This is a genomic window from Caulobacter sp. 1776, from assembly GCF_040545685.1.
Taxonomy (GTDB): domain Bacteria; phylum Pseudomonadota; class Alphaproteobacteria; order Caulobacterales; family Caulobacteraceae; genus Caulobacter.
On the sequence record NZ_JBEPMI010000001.1, the window covers coordinates 243153 to 265575 of the forward strand.

Consider the following 22423-nt stretch of genomic DNA (forward strand, 5'->3'; position numbering starts at 1 on the left):
CGCGCCCATGTCCCTCCACAAGGAGATCCGGTTTGAGGACGAGATCTGCGCACACCTGGCGGCGAATGGCTGGCTGTATGAGGGCGCGGCGGGCGACCGGCATGACCGGACGCGGGCTCTGTATCTCGACGACCTGGTTGCCTGGGTGAAAGACAGCCAGCCGGAGGCCTGGGACGGTCTCTCGCGCGCCAATGTCGCGGCGGCGGCGCAGGTGCTGGCCGACCGAGTGCGGAAGTCTTTGGACGAGCGCGGCGTGCTGGACGTGCTGCGCAACGGGGTCGAACTCGTCGGGGCGCGGGGCCGCATCCAGATGGCCCAGTTCAAGCCCGCCATGGGCATGAACCCCGAGATCGTCCGCCGCTATGACGCCAACCGCCTGCGCGTGGCGCGGCAGGTGAAGTACGCGGTCGGCAACGAGAACTGCCTCGACCTGGTGCTGTATCTGAATGGCGTGCCGGTCGCGACCGCCGAGCTGAAGTCGGACTTCACCCAGAGCGTCGAAGACGCGATCACCCAGTACCGCTTCGACCGCGAACCCCGCCCCAAGGGCGGCCGCGAAGAGCCGCTGCTGGCCTTTCCCGGCGGGGCGCTGGTCCATTTCGCGTTCAGCAACAGCGAGGTGGCCATGACCACCAAACTGCAGGGCCGCGAGACCTTCTTCCTGCCGTTCAACAAGGGCGACCACGGCGGCAAGGGCAACCCGCTGAACCCGAACGGCCATCGCACCGCCTATCTCTGGGAAGAAATCTGGGCGCGCGATAGCTGGCTGGAGATCCTGGGCCGCTACATGGTGACCAAGCGGGACGCCAAGAAGCGCATCACCAGCGTGGTGTTCCCCCGCTATCACCAGCTCGACGCCACCCGGAAGCTGGCGGCGCAGGTTCTGGCCGAGGGGGCCGGCGGCAAGTTCCTGATCCAACACTCGGCCGGCTCGGGCAAAACCAACTCCATCGCCTGGTCGGCGCATATCCTGTCGGAGCTGCACGACGCGGCCGACAACAAGCTGTTCTCCAGCGTCATTGTGGTCTCGGACCGCAACGTCATCGACACCCAGCTCCAGGAGGCGCTGTTCGACTTCCAGCGCACGGCCGGCGTGGTGGCGACGATCAAGAGCGAGAGCGGCTCCAAGAGCGGTCAGCTCGCCGAGGCTCTGGCCGCTGGCAAGAAGGTCATCGTCTGTACGATCCAGACCTTCCCGTTCGCCCTGGAAGCGGTGCGCGAGCAGGCGGCGACGCAGGGCAAGGCCTTCGCGGTCATTGCCGACGAGGCTCACTCCAGCCAGACCGGCGAGGCGGCGGGCAAGCTGAAGCAGATGCTGTCCGACGCCGAGATCGCCGAGCTGGCCGACGGCGGCGAGATCGACACCGAGGCGGTGCTGGAAGCCAACATGGCCGGCCGCGCCGCCAGCGACAAATCCATCACCTATGTGGCCTTCACCGCCACGCCCAAGGCCAAGACGCTGCAGCTCTTCGGTCGGCCGAACGCCGACGGCCTGCCCGCGCCGTTCCACGTCTATTCGATGCGCCAGGCGATCGAGGAAGGCTTCATCCTCGACGTTCTGAAGAACTACACGCCCTATAGCCTGGCTTTCAAACTGGCCAATGACGGCCAGGAGTGGGACGAGCGCGAGGTCGAGCGCGACACCGCGCTAAAGGGCATCATGCGCTGGGTGCGGCTGCACCCCTACAACATCGCCCAGAAGGTCCAGATCGTCGTCGAGCACTACCGCGAGAACGTCCAGCCGCTGCTGGACGGCAAGGCCAAGGCGATGGTGGTGCTCGGAAGCCGCCAGGAGGCCGTGCGCTGGTCGGTGGCGATCAACGCTTACATCCAGAAGATGGGCTATCCGCTGGGCACGCTAGTGGCCTTCTCCGGCGAAGTGCCCGATCAGGAACTTGGCCCGGTCACCGAGACCAGCGCCGCGCTGAACCCAGGCCTCAACGGCCGCGACATCCGCGACGCCTTCAAGGCCGAGAACTTCCACCTCCTGCTGGTGGCCAACAAGTTTCAGACCGGCTTCGACCAGCCACTGCTTTGCGGCATGTACGTGGACCGGCGCCTGGCCGGCATCCAGGCGGTGCAGACCCTGTCACGCCTGAACCGCGCCCATCCGGGCAAGGACACCACCTACATCCTCGACTTCTGCAACAGCGCCGAGGACATCCTGACGGCGTTCCGCACCTACTACGAGACGGCGGAGCTGGAGGCGGCGACAGATCCGAACCTGATCTATGACCTGCGCGCCAAGCTGGACGCCGCCGGTCACTATGACGACCACGAGATCGAGCGCGTGGTGCGTGTCGAACTGGACCCCGAGGCCAAGCAAGGCGACCTGATCGCCGCGCTGGAGCCCGTCGCCGATCGTCTGGTGAAGGCCTTCGCCGCCGCAAAGCAGGCCTGGGTGACGGCCAAGGCCCAGGACGACGAGCGCGCCGCCGCCGAGGCGCTCGACCACATGAACGCCCTTGATCTCTTCAAGGGGGACATGGCCGCCTTCCAGCGGCTTTACAGCTTCCTCAGCCAGATCTTCGACTACGGCAACACCGAGATCGAGAAGCGCTCGATCTTCTTCCGCCGACTGCTGCCGCTTCTGGAGTTTGGCCGCGAACGCCCCGGCGTCGATCTGTCGGGTCTGCGTCTGACGCACCACGCCTTGAAGGCCAAGGGCCAGAAGGACCTCCTCTATGGAACCGGCGAGGCTCCGAAGCTCAGCGGCATGGCCGAGGTGGGCTCCGGCGGTCTGCATGAAAAAGAGAAGGCTAGGCTCGACGAGATCATCGCCAAGCTGAACGATCTGTTCGAGGGCGAGATCACCGAAGAGAACCAGCTCATCTACCTGAACGGCGTGCTCATGGGGCACATGCTGGGTTCCGAGGACCTCCAGACCCAGGCCATGGCGAACAAGAAGGCCCAATTCGCTTCATCGCCGACGATCCGCGAGGAGTTCCTGAACGCTGTGATCGAGAGCGAGGACCAGTTCTCCAGCATGAGCCAGCAGGTGCTGTCGTCGGAGGCGCTGCGCGAGAAGCTGCTGGATATCCTGCTGGGGCCGGGGAATTTGTACGAGGCGCTGCGGGAGCGAGCCCGCACTCGGGATGAGAGTCCGATCAAGACCTAATAGCAGCGGCCTTCGCCCTCTATCGGGCGTTATCGGAAGCTAGCGTCAATCCTTGCGCTTAGGAGCTGGCGCCTTGGTAGCCGATCGCCGGCGCTTGGCCGCCTCACGCTGAAATGTTGCTTTATCAGCGTAGGTGATCGTACCGGGTGGCAGGGGGACGTCTTCCATCAGCGCAGGAAAGATGCTGCCAGGGATCATCGGCGGCTGCTCAGCAATCCACTTCTCGTAGAAAACGGTACCCTCAGGCAGGGGTATTTCGTTGGCCCTGCGAGCCATTCCAACGAAGGGCTCAGTGCGCCTGCGCTTTCCAAACATCCGCGCTCCTCAGGGTAGATCCAGCTAGGAGTATTAGCCCATCGTCCCGTCGGGTCGAGGTCCTGCTGCCTACGGCATGAGACCTCGTCCGCCCTGCGCCAATAACCGACATTGGCGCGCCTCCAGAAACGCGACATCCAGTGGAGGCAACCGGCTCTCGGATCTATCGGGCGATTTCGATGACGGTCACCCACCCGGTCTCGGCGAAGAGCGTTCCGACAGCCGCGCCTTTCCAAGCACGAAGCCTAGAGCGGGCTGACGACGTCGCGGATGATGCGCCAGTGACCTTGCCGGTCACGCTTCCAAAGGACCTGATAGTTGGATCGCTTGGGATTGGCCGCCCCGTCGTCGGTCTCGAAACTCGCCACGCCGTTTTCCACCAAGATGTCGGCGCCGAGGGCCTGCACCGACTGGGTGCGAAGATCCATCTTCGTGACGTGCGCGGCCATCTGGGCGAGCGCCACCTTGATCGCGGCTTTCCCCGTGACCGGCGCCGCACCGGGGATCACGAGCCAGGCGTCGGCGTCATAGAGCTCGACGACGTGATCCATGTCGCCGGCGTTGAACGCCCGCGCCCAGTGCGCCTCCTGGGTTTGGATGTCGGGACCTGAGGCCTGGGCAGCGATGGGTGATGCCGTCGCCAGGGCCATGCAGGCGAGGAACGCGAACCTGTTCGTCAAGGGGGATCTCCGGGATTTCGGGGCTTTGGTCAGGGGTGGGCGATGGCCTGCGCCGCGGTCACCGCTGCGCGCCGAACCGGCGCGGTTGGCCCGGGCCGGGCGCGCCGGTTATTGCCCAGCCGCCCGATAATGCGCGGTAAAATGAAGTAAAAACGGGGGCGAGGCCGCCAGCGGCTCAGGCGCGCTTGCGATAGAGTAGGATCTCGCGATCCGACATGCTCACGTGGACGTCCATCGCCGTTTCCAACGACCGCAGAAAGCCGCGAGGATCGTCGGCGTCGAACCGGCCGCCGACGTGCAGGTCCTTGAGGCGAGGATCGGCGATCATGATCTTTCGAACTAGGTGGCGATTGTACTCGACCACCGCGGCGGGCAAGGGCTCGTCCACGAACAGGATGTCGCCGTCGCGCCAAGCCAGGGTCTCGGCGATGTCCTGGTCCGAGAGCGCCCGGACCAGCGGCTCACCAGACCCCAGAAGCAGCGCGCTTGGTTTCTGGATGGCCTCGCCGCCGAACTCGTCCACCACGGCTTGACCCCGCAGGATCGTCAGATCGAGCAGGTCTTCGCGCAGCCGCGCGTTGTAGCGACCCGCCCCCAGGCGCGCGCCGCCTCTGGCGCCTCGAAGATGCACCGGCGCGGCGCCATCGGTCAGGTCCAAGGCGATTTCGCCACGTTCAAGCCAGAGGCTCAGACCCTGACGACCTCGCCGCCAGGAGGCGGCGCTGTCGGTGTTGAGGATGAGATCGCCGGCTCGCGGGAGCACCACCCGCCTGGTTCCTCCAACGGGGGTCGAGGCGCGGTCGCGCGCGCTGACCTTGCCGGCCACCAGGGCGCCGCCGCCCAAGGCCAGGACGCCAAGACCAGCGGCGACAGCGGCTCTCCGCGAGACTTGAGGCGCTTGCAGGGCGGCGCGCCCATTTTGGCCCGCCAAGGCCGCCTTCCGGGCCGCGTCGGCGACCCGCACAAAAGCCAAAGCATGACGCGGATCGGCGGCGCGCCACGTCTCGAACGCGGCCTCATCGAGCGTCCCAAGGTCGGCGCGCGCCAACCATTGCGCGGCTTCGGCGAGCGCGGGATCCGCTTGGTCCCTGAAGGTTGATCGCCGAGACTTGAACACGCCGGAACAGGGCCTTTCATCCGCATACAAAGGAAGACGTTTACGCCCGCCAACACCACCACATTTGTGTTCGCCAACCTGTCCTTTTTCCGCATGCAAGACGCGGATCAGGATGCGGCGGACCTTAAAACAGCGTCATCTGAAACCCCGCCCAGACCGTGCGACCGTTCCTGCGGATCTGATAGGCGGGTCCATAGCCGGTCACGCCCGCGCGATCGATATCGCCTTTATCCAGTAGGTTTCGGCCCTCGACGAGGAGACGCAGAGTGCGGCTGACCTGCCAACTGCCCTGGAGGTCGACGAGCGCGCCGTACGCGGTGCGGCGATCATTGGCCGGATCGTAGGTGAAGGTGGGCAGGGACGATATCTTCTGGACGGCGACGTTGGCGGCGAACGGACCGCGATTGTAGGCCAGGTTCAGGTTCGCGAAGCCGCGCGGCGCGGATGGCACGAGGCGCACGTCTGTAGGGGCCACGCCACCGCCGCCATTCAGCGCCGTCACCCGATAGTCCAGATAGACGTAGGACAGGGTCATGCCGAGATTGCCCAGCGCCCGCGGTAGCACCGAGAGCCGGGGATCGGACCAGGCGATCTCGATCCCCCGCACCCGTCCAAACACCTTCTTGCCGTTCACCTCGCGCACGTTGCTGGTGTAGGTGGTGACCTCACGCACGCCGTCCGGCGCGATCGTCTGGCTACTGCTGGCCGCGGAAATCTCGCGCAGGTCTTTGGCGAAAGCGCCCAGCGACAGATAGGCGCTGCGCCCATAATAGTATTCGACCGAGGCGTCATAATTGGTCGAGCGGATCGGCTTCAGATAGGGATTGCTGTAGCTGATCGAACGCGTCGCCGGCGCATCGTAACTCGTAATCTGCCGGCGTCCGGCACTGGTGATAGCGGGCCGCTCGAGGGTTTGAGTCATCGCCGCGCGTAGCTTCAGGGCCGAGGTGACATCGTAGTAGCCGTAGAGGCTCGGCAGGACGTGCCAATAGGTCTGCTGGTAGTGCGACAGGCGGTAGCGCCCGACGGCGTCGGGGTCGTATTCGTCAAGCTCGCGATGGGTATGGGCCGCCCGCAGTCCCCCCGAAACGCGCCCGCGCGACCAGCCGAAGGAGGCGATGCCGTAGCCGAGCGCGATCACTTCGGATCCATTGAAGTTCTGGCCAAAGCCATCGGCCGGATCGCGCGCATAGAGGCTGTTGCCGTCGGTTGCGGAACGGCCTTCAAGGGCCAGGTGGTCGACGAGCGCGGCGGGGTCCCACGACACGGGCTCTAACAGCGCCACCGACGTGGCTGTCGAGACGCTCGAAAGCTGGAGCCCGCCCGGCGGAGCGAGCACGGAAAGGCCGCGCTGAAGGTTGCTGCGGACCTGGGTCTTGAGTTGCACGCCGACCTTGATCCCTAGGCCCTCGTCAGCGACCGAGTTGTTGTGGGCGTAGTCCGCGCGCGCGAAGGCGTTTTGGTCGCGGCTGAGGGCGTCTCCGATCGTCGTCTTTTCGGCCAGGCGATAGTCGGCCGCATCGCCGGCCGATGCGGCGGCGACCGGCATGAACGATAGCGCGCCATGGTCGAAGGCATAGACCAGAGGGCGGCTCGAAAGGCCCGACGGTGCGGCAAAGCCGCCGCCCAGCGTGATCGGCTGGGCGGTTACGCGATTGCGCGTCGCGCCAAGACGCAGGCGCACCGCATCCCCGCCAGGGGTATCGTAGTCGACGCCGAATTGAACGATGTGGTCGGTGAGTTTGGGGTGGCTACGACCAAAGCCATAGCTAACCGCGCCGGCGCGGATCTGGCCCCCGCCCGCCATCGCATCGATCGCGTCGCCGGCGTCAATGCTTACCGTTGCGGTGCGTTGGTCGGCGATGAAGTCGTGGCGAAGGAAGAAATATTCGCCGAACAGGGAAAGGCGTGACGAGGGGCGCAGGTCGAGCCTGGCCATCGCCGATCGGCGCTCGGTGCGGGTATGGGTCTCGCCCCGGGTCAAGGCGCCGGTCGGAATAAATTGACCTGAGCTCTGGTCGAAACCCGTCACCGACACGGCGTCCTGGCGAGATTCCAGCCGGTCGAGATTGGCGCCCACCGCCAGGCCGATGCGGCCGTTCTGGTCGAGCGCTCCCCTCCAGGTCCCCACGACGCGCAAAGGTCGCAAGGCGCCACCCAGCTCACCGGCCCGGCTGGCCGCGCCCGCAAGAACACGCACGTCGCCGACGTGGCGGCCCTGACTGTCCAGACCGGAGATCGTGGTGAAAGCCACGTGGGCGGAGTTGGCGTTCTCGTCGAGATCGGGTGTCACCGTGGTCGTGACGGTCGCGGTTTTGATGAAGTAGGCTGGCAGAAGCTCAGTCGAGGTCGCGTGGGAGGCATTGACGTAGTCGCTCAGCAGGACGCCGTCGATCGACTGGGAGGCGGCGGCGTTGTTGAGCCCTCGAATCTGGACGTAGCGGCTCTCGCCGCTCTGGGTTTCGTTGCGCCGCACCCCCGGCAGACGGGCCAGAACGTCGGAGGCGTCGAGATTGGGCAGGCGCTGGATCTCCAGCTGCGTGACCGTGTCGCCGACCGTATCGCCGTGGCGCTTGAGGTCAGCCGAACGCAGGCCCGCCGTGACGATGACGGCTTCGAGCGGGGACGCCGCGTCGCCCTGCGGCCCCTCGGGTTTTGAGCGGCGAGGCGGCGCCTTGGCGAGAACCGGTCTGGACGGCCGCCCGTCAACCCGCAGGATGATGATCCGCCCGTCGTCCTGCGCCACCTCAAGCCCGGCGCCGGCGATCAGCCTGGCAAGCGCCAGACGCGGCTCCATGCGCCCCTTGAGGGCTGGCGCGCGACGCCCGACCACCAAACGCCCTGGAAAGAAGATCTGCACGCCGGCCTGGCCGGCGAACAGGTTCAGCGCCTCGCCGAGCCCGCGCGGCGGAATGTCGAAGTCGCGCGGCTGGGCCAGGGCGGCCGTCGGGGCCAGTATCGCGGACGAGATCAGCATCATGCGGAGTAGCGCCCGCGAGGCGACGGCGCCCGGCTTCATGGTCTTGGCTTCCATGTCCGACCGCGCCTTGCCCCACACCAAGGATGATCGGCACCCTCGTACGATTGCATTTCCAACAACAGTGTTTTTCGTGGCCACCTTGCCGCCGCACATTCAGGCGCGTCGTGGGCTAGCGCAGGGCGGCCTTGCGCGGGGGGCGCGCGCCGCCCTCGACCCTGGCCACGGGAGCATCTCGGACCTCCTCCGTCGCCGGGACCAGCGCCTGGGCGATCAGCCGGTGGGCGCGGGCAAGCCGCTTTTCCAAGGTCGAGACGCTGACACCAAGGCGTCTTGCGATCTCCCCAGGCGATCGGTCCTCGATCCTCCTCATCACGAAAACCCGTCGGCACCGCTCGGGGAGTCGCTTCAGCGCCGCGTTCAGAGCGGCCATCTGCTGGCGTCCGACCACGACCCGGTAGGCGTCGGGCGCGTCATCGGGGACCTCGAACCCTTCCAGTTGGGAGAGTTGATCGAAACGGGCGACGCGGGCGCGACGCAGCCGCTCGATCGCCAGGTTGCGCATCATGCGCAGCATGTAGGGCTGCGGCGCCTCGATACGCGCCCACCCTTCGCTGGCGAGCACGCGCATAAAAGCTTCTTGCACAAGGTCGCCGGCCGTATCGGCGTCGTCCACAAGCTTGCGGGCCGCGGCGAGCAGAACCGGTTCGAGCGGCAGCACCTGCTCGATGAACCAGGTATCGATCGGTCGAAGCTGCGACACGGCCTGGCGGGTCCTGAAGCAAGACACGCCGTCGTGGCGCGTCAACGCCGGCGGGAACTTGGCCGGCCATCCTGTTTACCCGATTTCACCGGCGCGCGCGAACAACGCTGTCGAACGTCGGCGAGATAGGTGTGGAAGACGATCCTGCCTTGGATATCCGGCGCGGCAAAAATTCTTTGCGTGACTTGGAGGCAGGGCGCGCCAAGACCGTCCTTTAGAGGCAGCCGCACGATGCGGCTTTGCAGCTCCACGTTGGCGACGTGACTTTGGAAACCGGTAACCAGGCAAGCGAGGCGATGACCTCGGAGACCTTGGCCGATCGACAGACGGCCGAACACCTCTCCAGTGGCGAGCGCGTCCTTAGTTTCGACGACTACGACCTAGTGCCTCAGCGCCGGTTGCTTCTGCACGCCGGAAGCCCGGTGCGGGTCGGTACGCGCGCGCTCGACATCCTGTGTCTGCTCGTAGAACAGCGGGGCGAGCTCGTCAGCAAGGAGCAGCTGATGAGCGCCGCTTGGCCGGACACCTACGTCCACGAGAGCAATCTCAAGGTCAACATCGCCGCCCTGCGGCGGACCCTGCCCTCGCCGAACCCGCAGTTGCCCTATATCGCCACGGTCCCGGGCCGCGGCTACCGCTTCACCGCTCAGGTTCGGATCGGGACGAAGGTCAGCGCGGTCGCCGAGCCAGTCTTGGCTGGTGCGACGAACCTTGTCCTGCCCGCCGCCCCGTTGATCATCGGTCGCGACGGCGACGTCGCCGCCCTCACCATAAGCCTGACCTTGAGCCGTTTTCTGACGATCGTCGGCCCCGCGGGCGTGGGCAAGACCGCCGTCGCGCTCGCCGTGGCTCGCCGGGCCGCCGAGCGCTTCGAACACGGCGCGGTCTTCGTGGACCTGTCGATGATCGGCGATCCTCGTCTCGTCTGCCCGGCGATCGCCTCGGCGCTCGGCGCTGGCGGGCACGCCAGCGATCTACTGGCGGGCATCGTCGAGACCCTTCGCCATCAACGCCGGCTGCTGATCCTCGACAACTGCGAACACGTCGTCTGCGCCACCAGCGTCGTGGCCGATCATCTGCGCGCCGCGCTGCCCGAGATCGGCATTCTGGCCACGAGCCGAGAGCCACTACGCTCGCAGTACGAAAGCGTTCACGGCCTCGCGCCGCTGGCGTGCCCGCCGGACGGACAGGAGCTTGGGCGCGACGCGGCGCTGGCCTTTCCAGCCGTTGTGCTCTTCGTGGCGCGGGCCAACACGGCGGTCGGCTATGAACTGGCCCAGGACGATGTCGCCGCGGTCGGCGCGATCTGCCGGCGGCTCGACGGCATTCCGCTCGCGATCGAACTGGCCGCGCCCCGCCTGACGTCGCACGACGTTCGGGGTCTGCTGGCGCGGCTGGAGCAGAGCTTCGAGTGGTTGAACTACGGCCCGCGCAACGCGCCGGCCCGCCAGCAAGCCCTTCTGGCGACCCTGGACTGGAGCTACCGGCTGCTTTCGGACCGCGAAGCCATGGTGCTGCGGCTTCTGTCGGTGTTCGCAGGGAGCTTCTCCTTGGAAGACGCCGTCGGTCTGGCGGGTGACAGCCAATTGCTCGACGCCGACCTTGCCTGGTGCGTCAGCAACCTGGCCGCCAAGTCGCTGCTCGCATCGAGTTTCGCCGATGGACAGCTGCGTTATCGGCTTTTGGAGACGACCCGCAGCTATGCGGCCGAGCGGCTAAAACAGGCGGGCGAGGAGCCCTGGGCCCTGATGCGCCACGCCGAGCTGGTCCTCCAATTCTTCGAACGCGCCGAGCATGACTGGCGTTGGCGCCTGCCCGGCGATTGGGGGGCGCTTTACGCCGCGCGGTTGAACGACCTGCGCAAGGCGATCGATTGGGCCTTGAGCGCGCCGTCGACGGCCGGGATCGGCCTGCGCCTGACGGCGGCGGCGATTCCCCTGTGGGAGGGTCTTTCTCTGGTGGATGAAAGCCGGTTGCGCGTCGGCCGGGCGCTGTCCTGCACGCAGGATCTTGGCGATCTCGAGCCGGTGTTCCGCCTGAAGTTGCGCCTGGCCTATGCCTGGGCGCTGACCTTCGCCGAGACGTTGGGACCACAGGCCGAAGAGGCCTGGCGAGAAAGCTTGACCTTGGCCGAGGACGCCGGCTCGGTCGAATATCGGCTTCGCGCGCTCTGGGGATGGTCGGTGCTGCAATCCTTCAGCGGCAGACACAGACAGGTTCAGGAAAGCCTTTCGGCGTTCGCGGCGATCGTGCGTGACGAGGACGAGGCGGATGCGGGGCCTGACGGCGAGCGTCTGGCGGCGATGACCGCCTTCTATCGCGGAGATCTGGACGGCGCCTACGCCAGGCTGAACGCGCTGGCGCGCGAGCATCGGGAAGCCGGCCATCGCCCAGGGATCGCCCGCTTCCAACTCGACCGCTTCGTGGCCATCCGCGCCTCTCTGGCGATCGTGGCCTGGACGCGCGGCAACGCGGCTCAGGCTCAGCGAGCGGTCGCCGCGGCTGTGAGCGGCGCCGTCGAGATCGGTCACGACGTTTCCCTCGCCAACGCTCTGGCCCTGGCGGCCCTGCCCGTGGCGTTGTGGAGCGGCCAGATCGACGCGGCGCAAGCCCACCTGGCGGCGCTGATCGAGAACCACGCCCGCCGTGACATCGGCATCTTCGGCCCGGTCAGCCGGTTCTTCGCGGGGGCTATCCAGCATGCGCGCGGCGACGCCGACGGCGTGGACGCCATGCGCTCGGCGGTGGAGGCGCTGACGGCAAGCCAGTTCCTGGGGCGCCTACCCTACTACGCCCTGACGCTGGCGCAGGCCGCGCTCGACAACGGGCGAACCGAAGTGGCCCTGGCCGCCATAACCCTCGCCCGGGACCATGCGCTGCGCCAGGACGAGCAGTGGTGCATGCCCGAGGTCCTGCGTGTCATGGGGCTACTCCAATGGCGCGAGGGCGATCACGACACGGCCGAAGCGACGCTGCGCCAGGCGATCAGCCTGGCCGAAACGCTCGGCGCCTGGGCGATCGCGCTCAAGGCGGCCGCCTGCCTGGTCGAACGCCGGCGCGAAACGGGCGGCCTGCCCGACGCCGCGGCCTTGCTGCGGGCGCTCTGCGCGCGCGTCGACCAGGACGGCGCCAATCCCGATCTGGGCCGGGCGTTCGAACTGCTCGACTTGCTCGACAGCGCCCCGGTCAGACAGGCGGCCGCCCGTTAGCTCAAGGTTTCAGCCAGGTCTCGACGCGCCGACTATTGGCGCTCATCCACGCCCGCGCGGCCTGCCTGGGCGTGCGGCCGTCGAGGCTGACGAGCCGATCCATTTCAATGACCCCCTCCAGTCCGATGGTCATGCGCTCCAGAGCCTGTCGGGTCCGGGGCGCGATCGCCGCGAGCCGTCCGCGCGGCGCGGCCAGAACCGCGTCGTTGAGACTGCCCAGAATGCGCTGGGGGTCGGACAAGGGGCGCAGGCGGCCATCCCGATTGAGATATTGGGGCGTCCAACAGGGAAAGACGAACCAACGCCGCTCGGCGGCGGCCACGTCAAAGGCCGCGATCCAATCGGCTTGCGATCCCGCCCGCAGCATATAGCCAAGTCTGTCCAGTCCATAGGCGATGATCGCGCGCTGGGACATGGCGTTGATCGCGGCCATTGGCGCGCCGCCCTGGATGAGCTTGGTCATCCGCGCCGCCACCGACGGGCGCGCGAGATCGGCGATGGATGAGACCTCTGTCTCTGGGATGTAGTCGGGGCTCGCCCAGAAGAACCGGGCGTCCCTGTAGAGGATCGTCACCACCTCGGCGGCGGGACCATACCGCGCCCACTGGGTGGCGTTGGCCTCAGGCAGCCATGCTGTGACCATCAGGTCGATGGCGCCTTCCTCTAGCCGGCGGAAGATCGCCTCGGAATCGTCGGCGATTACGCGCACGCGATGGCCCAGCCGCGCCAGAGCCTCCTGTACGACCGCGCCGACGACGTCGTGGAAACCGATATTGATCTGCCCCAGGACCAGGACATCGCGGCCGTCGACCCCAGCGCCCGCGATCTCCTGGCTCATCCTGGCGAAACTCCAGTCGCAACGACCGCGCGCGGCGGACCATGACGGTGGTGGGACGGTCCGCACGCGACGCGCGCCCCCGTCATGGACGCGGGGTTACCGACCAAAGCTTATCGGGTCGGTGGCGGGAGACGAGTAAAGCCGTGTCAATTGCGGTGAGGATCGACGCTGAGCCCGCCAAACGCGCGCAGGGCGAGCCGGCGCCGTCGGGTCATTGTCGAAATTTCACCGCGCTTAATTTCAGGCGCTCGCCCCGAGCCGCTAGCCTTCGCCTCCAGAGGCGGAGGCGCGAGATGAGTTTCCTCGAGAGCGTGGTGGCGCTGTTGTCGATCGCGATCCTGCTTCTGCAGCTCGCGCGGCGGACCAAGGCGCCCTACCCGGCCATGTTGGCCGCCGCGGGCGTGGTTCTCGCCCTGCTTCCTCAGGCGCCGAGGATCCACCTGGACCCGCATACGGCCCTGCCGCTCTTCATCGCGCCTGTGCTCGTCGACGCCGCCTTCGACTTCCCGTTGACGGCGCTTCGCCGCTACTGGCGGCCACTGGTGGCCTTGGTGGTGGTGGCGGTTCTGCTGACGGCGGCGGCGGTGACCGCGGCCGGCGTCTATCTGGCGGGCTTGCCGTTCTGGGCGGCGCTGGCGCTCGGCGCGATCGTGGCGCCGCCGGATGCCGCGGCGGCCACGGCGGTCCTCAGCCAGGTGAGCATGCCCCGGCGATCGGTGACGGTTCTCAAGGGCGAGAGCCTGCTCAACGATGCGTCGGCGCTGCTGCTCTTCAGCGTCGCGACCTCCGCCCAGGCCCATGGGGTGGTGGACGGGGTGCTGGCGTTGAAGATCGCCTTGGCCGTGCCGGGCGGGATCATCTTCGGGATCTTGGTGGGCCGGCTCTTTCGGTGGTTCACACCAAGGCTGCACGGCACCCTCGGCGGCAACCTCCTGGATCTCGTCAGCACTCTGGCCGTCTGGCTGGTCGCCGAGCGGCTGGGCCTTTCCCCCATCCTCTGCCTGGTGGCCTTCGCCATGACCATCGCGCGGACGGCGAACCTGTCGACGCCGCCGCGGGCGCGCATTCATAGCTACGCGGTCTGGGACACCGCCGTCTTCCTGCTCAACGTCCTGGCCTTCCTGCTGATGGGCCTGCAGGCGCGCACCATCGTGGCCGACATGTCCTCCGCCAGGCTGGAGCAGGCGGCCTGGTTCAGCGCCGCCGTGGTGGCCTGCGTCATCATCATCCGCATGGCCTGGCTCCTGAGCTACAATCGGCTGGCGGCGCGCTACCGATTCTTCCGCGGCGCGCTGGAGCCGGCGCCGTTCAAGCAGGGGGTGCTGATCGGCTGGTGCGGCATGCGGGGCCTCGTGACCCTGGCCACGGCCTTCGCCCTGCCGGCCGATTTCCCGCAGCGCGATCTCATCGTCCTTTGCGCCTTCACCGTCGTTCTGGCCACGCTCGTGGTCCAGGGCCTGAGCCTGGCGCCGCTCGTCAAGCTCCTGGGCCTCAACGACCAGAGCGACCTTTCAGTGGAGTTGGCCAGCACCCGTGCGGCCATGGCGAGCGCGGCGCTCGAAACCTTCGCCCAGGAGACGGGGCCAGCGGCGGAGCACTGGCGCTTTGCGCTTCAGGCGCGGGAGACGGCGGCGAACTTCGAGGCCCCCTGCGTGAAACTGGCCCAATGGCGAGCGCTTGGCCTCAAGGCGACACGTCGTCAGCGCACGCGGCTAGACGAACTTTGCCTGGACCAAGCCGTCGGCCCCGACGCCTTCCTGATCATTCAGGAGGAACTCGACTTCACCGAGGTCGCCTTGGGCAATGATCGCGAGCGTCACATCGAGGAGAACTAAGCCGCGTCCTAGGGGGCCGACCACGCCGAAGATTCACCAGAACTTACTGGCGCAGATCAGTGCGAACTCAGAACCATCGACCGTGCCGTCTCCTCCGCGGAGCGCCACCGACGAGGAAGGATCGCCCCGATGAAAGCCAAGCTCGCCACTCTAGCGCTCGCGCTGCTGGCCAGCGCCGGCGCCGCCACCGCCGCCCCGCCCAATCGCTCGACTTCAGTCGTTCTGGTTCATGGCGCCTTTGTCGACGGCGCCGGTTGGAAGGCGGTTTACGACGACCTGATCAACGACGGCTACGAGGTGCTGGTCGTCCAGAACGCCACAGAGACCCTGGCCGGCGATGTGGCCGCCACCAGGCGCGCCATCGCCGAAGCGCGTTATCCGGTCGTGCTGGTCGGCCACTCCTACGGCGGCGCGGTGATCACCGAGGCCGGCGTCGATCCCAAGGTGCGCAGCCTTGTCTATCTGGCCGCCTTCGCGCCCGACGCGGGCGAGTCCGTCCAATCCCTGCTCGGGGGCTTCCTCAAGGACGCCCCGCCCGTGCCCATCGTGGCCAAGGACGGCTTCCTGACCTTGGACAAGGACAAGTTCCTCGCGCAGTTCGCGCCCGACGCGCCTCGAGACGTGGCCGCCTTCATGGCCGTTTCGCAGGTGCCGTGGGGCCAGGCCGCGCCAGCGACGAAGATCACCGCGCCGGCCTGGCGCGCCAAGCCGACCTACTATGTCGTCGCCAGCGACGACATGATCATTCCGCCATCGGCCCAGCGCGACATGGCCAAGCGCGCTTCCGCCAAGACCACCGAGGTCAAGAGCAGCCACGCCATCATGATCTCGCACCCCCACGAGGTTACCACCGCCATCGAGACGGCGGCCGCGTCGGCCCATTGACCCGGCGCCCCGGGGGCTGGCGACGGTCCCCGGGGTTTGTGTCCACGCCGCCAGACAAAGGATCGAAAGGAGTGACCCGCGCGGTGACGCCATCTCTTGATGATCGGTTCGGGGCTAACACGCACCTTCATCCTCCCCGCGAGTGGGGCGACCTGCGGGTCGAACATCGACGGATCGACCCCGGCTCGTTGAAGCCGGCCGCGATGCACTGTGTCGTAACGACCGTCGCTTTGGTCGGCCGCGCCCCGTTCGAGCGGGAAGCCAACAAGGTGCTGCGTCGGGGCGTCATCGAGCAGGGGATGGCGTCGATCGATCCCATCGGGCTCGAGGAGACGGTGTCGCGGATCAAGGCGCCGGTCGAGTTCCTGCACATGTACCTGGCGCCGGCGGCGTTCGATTTCAGCGCGGAGGCGGACTTCGACCTCGATCCCGCCAAGACCCGTCTGGCCTTTGCGGGCGGGGTAACCGACCCGCTGCTCGTGCAGATCGCGATCGCGTTGCGGGCGATCGTGTCGCGTCCAGAAGAGGTCACAGACAGGCTATTCGTCGATGGCGCACGCTCGATGCTCGTCGCCCATCTGCTGTCCAAGTACAGACACGACCGATGGCAGCATCACGGCGCCGAGCCGGACCTTGATCCCCGACGGCTCGCGCGGGTGATGAACTACATCGAGAACCACTTTGCCGAACCGCTGGCCCTGGCCGAATTGGCCGAGCAGGCCTGTCTCAGCGAGTATCATTTCTGTCGCCTGTTCAAGAAGGCGACGGGCCTCTCGCCGCACCGGTATGTGACCGAGCGGCGCATCCGCGATGCGCAGGCCCGCTTGGCGCGAGGCCGCGCGTCCATGGGCGAAGTCGCGCTCGAGGCGGGGTTCGGCTCGCAGAGCAACTTCAATCGCCTCTTTCGCCGACATACCGGAATGACCCCTCGCCAGTTCAGGACCGAGCAGCGCGGTTGAGGATGGCTTTTCTCATTCAGCAGGAAACGCTCAAAATTGCGCAGGAACAGCGAATACTGCCGATCCAATTAGGTCGATAACGATCCCGCATCAACGATCTGGTTTTGCCAAGGCGAGGCCCGTTGGAGCGAAAGACCTCTCAGGTCAACGCATGAATTTTCTAGCAATAGGCTGATGCCTAAAAGCCTAAATGGAGCGTTTCGATGTCCACGATCACTACGAAAGACGGCGTCAACATCTTCTACAAGGATTGGGGATCGGGTCAGCCGATCGTCTTCAGCCACGGTTGGCCGCTGACCGCGGACGACTGGGACGCCCAGATGATGTTCTTCCTTCAACACGGATATCGGGTGATCGCCCACGACCGGCGCGGCCACGGCCGATCCGACCAGCCCAGCACCGGCAACGACATGGAGCACTGGGTCGCCGACCTTGCGGCCCTCACCGAACACCTGGACCTGCGCGAGGCGATCCATATCGGGCACTCGACGGGCGGCGGTGAGGTGGCTCGCTATGTCGCGCGTCACCAGGACCGCGTCGCCAAGGCGGTGCTGGTCGCCTCGCTGACGCCGAACATGTACAAGGCCGCCGACAACCCGTCCGGTCAGCCGCCGGAATGGTTCGAAACCATCCGCGCCGGCATGCTGGCCAACCGTGCGGAATTCTTCCGCTTCGTGCCGGAAAACCCGTTCTACGGCTTCAACCTCGACGGGGCCACGCCGTCGGAGGCGGTCATCGCCAACTGGTGGCGCCAAGGCATGATGGGCGGTGCCCTGGCCCACTACGAGACGGTCGCCTCCTGGCTCGACGACTATACCGACGACCTCAAGAAGATCACCGTGCCGGTGCTGGTCATGCACGGCGAGGCCGACCAGGTCGTCCCGTTCGCCAGTTCGGTGCCGCGCGCGGTCGACCTGCTGAAGAACGGGTCGCTCAAGACCTATCCCGGCTACCCGCACGGCATGCTGACCACGCATGCAGACGTCCTGAACGCCGACCTCCTGACGTTCATCAAGTCCTGACAATGCGCTCCACGGTCGTCGCCTAAGGTGAGGACCGAGGAGCCTAAATCGATGAGGGTTCGGGTTTCGGCGTCGACGAAGAAGCGAACAGGACGCTCGAGCCCTCCTTGATACCGCACGCAAGCGTAGGCGGGATGGCGCCGCCCAGCCGCCAAACCCATTCGACGTCTCGCGCCTAGTTGAGCAGGCCGCTGATGTCCTCTCCGAGCATGGTCTTGCAGAGATCGGCGGCCGAGACGCCCGGCGCAGCGGCCAGCACCGCCAGGATCCAGGCCTGGACCGCCACACGGCCATGGCGCTGCTCAAGACCCTCGAAGATCGCCAGCGCCGCGCCATAGCGCGCTTCACTCGCCACCTCGTCCTTATAGAAATCATCCGGTCCGAAGCGGAACGGTCCCTTGGGGACGAAACTCGGATCGGCGGCGCGGCGCGCGTGGTCCTGCGGCGAGAGCTGGCGGTCGAGCGCTTCGGGCTTGATCGCCATCCCACCCCACTTTCCCAGCTTCACGGGCCCTTCCGAGGCGCGGGCGTCGGCCAGATGGGCCCGCCTCGCCTTGGCGAGCTCTGGCCTGAACTGTTCGGTTACGTGGAGCCCGGCCCATTCGGCGTGGCCCTCCTCGAACCAGCGCGCGAGCGGCGGCGCGCCCGGTCTGTGCTGGCTGAAATGCGTCTCCTCGTGCGGCAGAACCCGCAGCAGAAAATCAAGGGTCGGCGCGTCCCAGCCGCCGTTGCGCATGGGCGTCGACCAACGGGCCTCAGGATTGTCGCGCGGCGGTCGGTAATCCTCGTGGGCGCTCAGCACCAGAGCCGACCAGTGCAGGCCCTGGCGGTCCTCCGGGACGACCTCGCGCAGCCTGTCGAGCATAGGCCCAAGGCAAGCGGCTCCGGAGCGGGCGGCCGCCTCAAGTCCTTTATCGTAGTAGACGCGCACGACGGCGCCGCTGGCGCGCGATCGCGCCTCGACATAGGGCAGGTCGCCGACCGCGCCCGGATGGTTGCTCAGCCGAAAGCCCGGCGCTCCAGGCGCGGCGTCGGCGGTGAACGCGACGGGCGCGCACGGCATGGGGGGCGCGGTGGAGGGCGCGCGCAAGGCCAAGGCCAGACCCATGAGAATCGATAGCGCCATGGGGCGACTCCTTCTAAAGCGCCGCCGCCTGCTGGAGAGGGCGCCGCATGATGGTCGAGAGGTTGCGGTGAAGGCGCCGGCGCGCGGCGCGATGAGGCCTGGTGATGACCGTCCGACGGCTTGACCCTGGCCCGCGATCAGCGGCCCAGGGTCAGGCCGAAGGAATCAGCGGCGCATCGGCTGTCGGCGCCAGTAGACGAGCGATCGCCACACCCATTCCAGCGGGCCGTAGGTGAAGGCGCGTAGCCACAGGGCGCTGAGGACGAGGTTCACCGCCCATACGCCCAGGACGGCGTAGATCTGCTGATAGTAGTCGAGCGCCCCATAGAGTTTCCAAGGGCCCCAGGCGAACAGGCACTGACACAGCAGACTTGTCAGGATGTAGTTGCTGAACGCGGTGCGTCCGACATTGGCCAGGGCCGCCTGCACGCCTCTGAGCCAGCCGCTCTTGACGACGAGCAAGACGATCGACGCGTTGGCGATCGCGCCAGCGAAGATCTCTACGGCGTAGGGCTGATAGATCCAGCGGGTGACGGCCGCGACGGTGAAGCCGCTGGCGGCGACCATGGCCACCCCGGTCAGGACGAGCGGCGCGGCGATCCCATAACCGACCAACGCCGTCGTCAGATAGGTCGCTTTAGACAGGGCGCCGGTCAGGAAGCCGGACTTGAAGAGCCCCATGCCCAGCAACATGCTGCCGATGACCTCAAGGATCCAACCCGTGTGGAACAGCATGTCGACGAAGCCGAAATAACCGGCGGTCCGCGACGAGATACTCTCCAGATACGGACGGCGTCCCTGAGCGATGCTGCGCTGGATCTCGGCGGGTTCGGCGGCCTTGGCCTTGTTCGCGTCGTCGATCGCCGATTGTTGCACCGGCGTCGGCGCCCGCCCCTGGGCCAAGGCGACCGCGCCTTCGGTGCGCAGGCGCTCAGCGCTCAGGACCTGCTTGACGTCCATGGCCTGGGCAACGCCCAAGGTGCCGCCCAGGACCCCGATCGCCAGACCGAGGACGATGAGGCGTCGCGCCGGGACGTTGCGAAAGGGGAACATGAACAGCAGCGCGATGACGGCGTATTGGGAGAGGATGTCGCCCTGCCAGATCAGCGTCCCGTGGATAAGGCCAAAGAGCAGGAGCCAGAGATTGCGGCGACAGAAGATGTCGGCGGCTTTGGCGCTGGGCCCCCGCGCCTCGATACGGCTGGTGATCAGGACAATGCCCGCGCCGTAGAGGGTTGAGAACAGCGTGCGCATCTTGCCTTCGAAGAACAGCCATTTGATCGCGAAGATCACCAGGTCCAGCGTTGCGTGCCAGCCGACGAAGGCCGGCTTTGCCAGGCCGAGCGGCACATCGTGCAGGGCGGCGGGGCCGCTGAAGGTCTCGATGTTCAGGACCAGGATGCCGAGCAGGGCAAAGCCGCGCAGGACGTCGAGCGCGGCGATGCGCTGGGTCGGCGCGACCGGTCCGTCGGCGGCGGCGAGGACCGACCCGCGCCCGTTGAGGTCGGTCGTGGTTTCACGTGATGGGTGGCGCACCTTATTACTCCGGTTCGCGCGACGAACGTCGTGGCGCGTTGACCGCCCCAGGCCCCAGGGTCCGACGAGATCGGTGAAGGCGGCGGGCGGATAAGCGGCGCTGGCTAACGCGGACGCCCCGGCAACGGTGGTAAATTGTCGTGAAATGGCCGGCAGCATCGCGACGTGACGGCGATCCCGAAGGCCAGCCGTCGGGAAGACGATCAGGCTCAGGCGTCGCGGACTTCATCCACGGGTCCGCGCCTCCCCGACAATTCACGCCGTTTAACTGCGCGCCTCCGACGCTCTGACCAATACTGATCGCCGCTCCGCACCCGAAGGCGACGCCCTTTAAGTTCAGAGCCAGTAGAGGTTGAGGGACTGACGGCGTGGCGATCGACAGGGTTGTACTTGTGCATGGCGCGTTCGCCGACGGGTACTGTTGGGCGAAGGTCATCCCGCTGCTGACCGCTCGCGACCTGGACGTGATCGCGGTGCAAAGCCCTCTGACGTCGCTTGCCGACGACGTCGCGGCGGTCCGCCGGATTGTTGAGCAACACGAAACGCCGGTGGTCCTGGTCGGACATGCGTGGGGCGGCGTGGTCATCACCGAGGCGGGCAGCCATCCGCGCGTGAACGGCCTGGTCTATGTCGCGGCCGGCGCGCCGGAGGCCGGCCAGTCCTTCGACGGCTGGCGGAAGGACTACGACCCCGAGCCCGGCGCGGCCGAGATCAAGCCCTACGGTGACGGCTACGTCGCCCTCACCCGCGAGGGCGCGCGCAAGCACCTCGCGCAGGATCTTTCTCAGGATGAAGCCGACGCCGTCTACGCCATGCAAGGCCCACTGGCGGTCCGATGTTATAGCGACCCGATTTGCCGGCCGGCGTGGGCCGCCAAGCCGTGCTGGTACATCGTTGCGGCGCAAGACCACACGATCCCAGCCCAGCTTCAGCGCGATTCCGCAGCCCGCATGAACGCCGAAACGCTCGTGCTGGAGAGTTCGCATATGCCGATGCTCTCCCACCCCCGCGCCGTCGCCGACGTCATCGCCGCCGCGGCGGCAGCGCTCTAGCTGGAGGTGCGCTCGCCAAAAGCGCCATACGCGGACCGAGATTGGAGATGAAGACGCATGGCCAGACCGAGCTTGCCGGCATCGCTCAGGTGCGAGCAAGCCTCGCTGGCTGGACCATCTCCACCGCGGGCATGTCGGCGACGTCTCGGGGCCTGCACTTCGACATCCGGAATGGAAGTCACGGCGTCGAATTGACGGTTCCGGCCTGCGACCACCATGCGGTCATGGTCGCTCTTGGATCTTCAAGGCAATTTACCTGCGAGACCCGAGGGACGTCTCGCGAGATCTCCTGCCGCGCGGGAGACTTGATCGTGGCGCCGAACGGGAGTCCCGCGCGACTGGCCGGCGCGATTCCACCCCTCCTTCGGATTGGCATCGATCCGCACCAGCTTCGCGACGGGTCCGCGCTCAACCCGTTCCTGCGTGAGGAGGACGACCAGACCGGCTCCATCCTCAACGCCAACGATCTGTTTGGCCTGTACATCGGCGGGGCGATCCTCGAGGAGATGCGCAAACCGGATGCGCAGTGGCGCATGCCGCTCCTGCACCACTTGGCAGAGGCTCTAACGGCCCACTTCGTCACGCAGTATGGGGTCTACCCGGTCTCGGACCACACCGGCGAGGTCAGCGACCGCGAGGCGATCCGACGGGTCATCGAACAGCTGGGACGAACGACGCACAATTTTCCCGATCTGTCCGCCCTCGCCAAACGCGCGGGCCTCAGCCGTTTCCACTTCATCCGCGTCTTCAAGTCCGAAACGGGCACGACGCCGGTCCGCTATGTCGAGCTCTGCAAGATCGGTCAGGCCAAGGCGCTGATCGAAGCGGCGGACCTGTCGTTGGCGGAGATCGCCGACAGATTGGGCTTTTCCGATCAAAGCCATCTGACACGGCGCTTTCGGTTCATCGTCGGATGCACGCCCGCGACCTATGCCCGGGCACACGCACGGCGGCGCGTCATCGACTGACCAGCTTCACGCTTCGCAACTTA

Annotated in this window: 14 protein-coding genes and 1 pseudogene; 8 read left to right on the forward strand and 7 right to left on the reverse strand. The window is 66.8% G+C overall.

From position 1 onward, the window contains the following. Positions 1 to 7: 7 nt before the first annotated feature. Positions 8 to 2824 (forward strand): annotated as a pseudogene (locus ABIC66_RS01020) (type I restriction endonuclease subunit R); the annotation flags it as partial. Positions 2825 to 3678: 854 nt separating this feature from the next. On the opposite strand, the gene ABIC66_RS01025 reads toward ABIC66_RS01020, so the two are convergent. The 4 genes from ABIC66_RS01025 to ABIC66_RS01040 all read right to left on the reverse strand — a co-directional run bounded on the left by ABIC66_RS01025 (position 3679) and on the right by ABIC66_RS01040 (position 8970). Next, complete coding sequence (locus ABIC66_RS01025) at positions 3679 to 4113, reverse strand: YybH family protein (RefSeq protein ID WP_354067395.1); 435 nt, start codon at positions 4111 to 4113, stop codon at positions 3679 to 3681. Positions 4114 to 4288: 175 nt separating this feature from the next. After that, positions 4289 to 5329 carry a DUF4880 domain-containing protein gene (locus ABIC66_RS01030; RefSeq protein WP_354067396.1) on the reverse strand — a complete coding sequence of 347 codons (1041 nt, stop codon included), beginning with the start codon at positions 5327 to 5329 and terminating at the stop codon, positions 4289 to 4291. 25 nt (positions 5330 to 5354) lie between these two features. Beyond that, complete coding sequence (locus ABIC66_RS01035) at positions 5355 to 8264, reverse strand: TonB-dependent receptor (protein WP_354067398.1); 2910 nt, start codon at positions 8262 to 8264, stop codon at positions 5355 to 5357. A 115-nt stretch (positions 8265 to 8379) separates the two neighbouring features. Next, positions 8380 to 8970 carry an RNA polymerase sigma factor gene (locus tag ABIC66_RS01040; protein WP_354067399.1) on the reverse strand — a complete coding sequence of 197 codons (591 nt, stop codon included), beginning with the start codon at positions 8968 to 8970 and terminating at the stop codon, positions 8380 to 8382. Positions 8971 to 9266: 296 nt separating this feature from the next. Here ABIC66_RS01040 and ABIC66_RS01045 point away from each other — a divergent pair, with 296 nt between their 5' ends. Next, a complete protein-coding gene (locus ABIC66_RS01045; protein ID WP_354067401.1) occupies positions 9267 to 12179 on the forward strand; it encodes an ATP-binding protein in 2913 nt (970 codons plus the stop codon). 1 nt (position 12180) lies between these two features. Here ABIC66_RS01045 and ABIC66_RS01050 read toward each other — a convergent pair whose 3' ends face one another. Further along, positions 12181 to 13017, reverse strand: coding sequence for a glycine betaine ABC transporter substrate-binding protein (locus ABIC66_RS01050; RefSeq protein ID WP_354067403.1), 837 nt, complete (start codon positions 13015 to 13017; stop codon positions 12181 to 12183). Positions 13018 to 13310: 293 nt separating this feature from the next. On the opposite strand from ABIC66_RS01050, the gene ABIC66_RS01055 reads away from it, so the two are divergent. From ABIC66_RS01055 to ABIC66_RS01070, 4 genes are all read left to right on the forward strand, one after another. Beyond that, a complete protein-coding gene (locus ABIC66_RS01055; RefSeq protein WP_354067404.1) occupies positions 13311 to 14852 on the forward strand; it encodes a cation:proton antiporter in 1542 nt (513 codons plus the stop codon). 129 nt (positions 14853 to 14981) lie between these two features. Continuing rightward, positions 14982 to 15737 (forward strand): alpha/beta fold hydrolase, encoded by a 756-nt coding sequence (locus ABIC66_RS01060; protein WP_354067405.1) that lies wholly within the window; start codon positions 14982 to 14984, stop codon positions 15735 to 15737. Between the two features lie 71 nt (positions 15738 to 15808). Then, positions 15809 to 16696 (forward strand): AraC family transcriptional regulator, encoded by an 888-nt coding sequence (locus ABIC66_RS01065; RefSeq protein ID WP_354067407.1) that lies wholly within the window; start codon positions 15809 to 15811, stop codon positions 16694 to 16696. A 203-nt stretch (positions 16697 to 16899) separates the two neighbouring features. After that, positions 16900 to 17718 (forward strand): alpha/beta fold hydrolase, encoded by an 819-nt coding sequence (locus ABIC66_RS01070; RefSeq protein WP_354067408.1) that lies wholly within the window; start codon positions 16900 to 16902, stop codon positions 17716 to 17718. A gap of 175 nt (positions 17719 to 17893) precedes the next feature. On the opposite strand, the gene ABIC66_RS01075 is transcribed toward ABIC66_RS01070, so the two are convergent. Continuing rightward, a complete protein-coding gene (locus ABIC66_RS01075) occupies positions 17894 to 18844 on the reverse strand; it encodes a hypothetical protein (protein ID WP_354067410.1) in 951 nt (316 codons plus the stop codon). A 165-nt stretch (positions 18845 to 19009) separates the two neighbouring features. Further along, positions 19010 to 20380 (reverse strand): DUF418 domain-containing protein, encoded by a 1371-nt coding sequence (locus ABIC66_RS01080; protein ID WP_354067412.1) that lies wholly within the window; start codon positions 20378 to 20380, stop codon positions 19010 to 19012. A gap of 368 nt (positions 20381 to 20748) precedes the next feature. On the opposite strand from ABIC66_RS01080, the gene ABIC66_RS01085 reads away from it, so the two are divergent. Then, a complete protein-coding gene (locus ABIC66_RS01085; RefSeq protein WP_354067413.1) occupies positions 20749 to 21432 on the forward strand; it encodes an alpha/beta fold hydrolase in 684 nt (227 codons plus the stop codon). Positions 21433 to 21479: 47 nt separating this feature from the next. Further along, positions 21480 to 22400, forward strand: a complete 921-nt coding sequence (locus ABIC66_RS01090; protein WP_354067415.1) for a helix-turn-helix transcriptional regulator — start codon at positions 21480 to 21482, stop codon at positions 22398 to 22400. Positions 22401 to 22423 lie beyond the last annotated feature (23 nt).

Bases quoted from the DNA above. Each gene is read 5' to 3' on its own strand.
- ABIC66_RS01045 (WP_354067401.1), top strand. From the start codon at position 9,267: ATGACCTCGGAGACCTTGGCCGATCGACAGACGGCCGAACACCTCTCC.
- ABIC66_RS01060 (WP_354067405.1), top strand. From the start codon at position 14,982: ATGAAAGCCAAGCTCGCCACTCTAGCGCTCGCGCTGCTGGCCAGCGCC.
- ABIC66_RS01035 (WP_354067398.1), bottom strand. From the start codon at position 8,264: ATGGAAGCCAAGACCATGAAGCCGGGCGCCGTCGCCTCGCGGGCGCTA.
- ABIC66_RS01055 (WP_354067404.1), top strand. From the start codon at position 13,311: ATGAGTTTCCTCGAGAGCGTGGTGGCGCTGTTGTCGATCGCGATCCTG.
- ABIC66_RS01075 (WP_354067410.1), bottom strand. From the start codon at position 18,844: ATGGCGCTATCGATTCTCATGGGTCTGGCCTTGGCCTTGCGCGCGCCC.
- ABIC66_RS01090 (WP_354067415.1), top strand. From the start codon at position 21,480: ATGAAGACGCATGGCCAGACCGAGCTTGCCGGCATCGCTCAGGTGCGA.
- ABIC66_RS01070 (WP_354067408.1), top strand. From the start codon at position 16,900: ATGTCCACGATCACTACGAAAGACGGCGTCAACATCTTCTACAAGGAT.
- ABIC66_RS01050 (WP_354067403.1), bottom strand. From the start codon at position 13,017: ATGAGCCAGGAGATCGCGGGCGCTGGGGTCGACGGCCGCGATGTCCTG.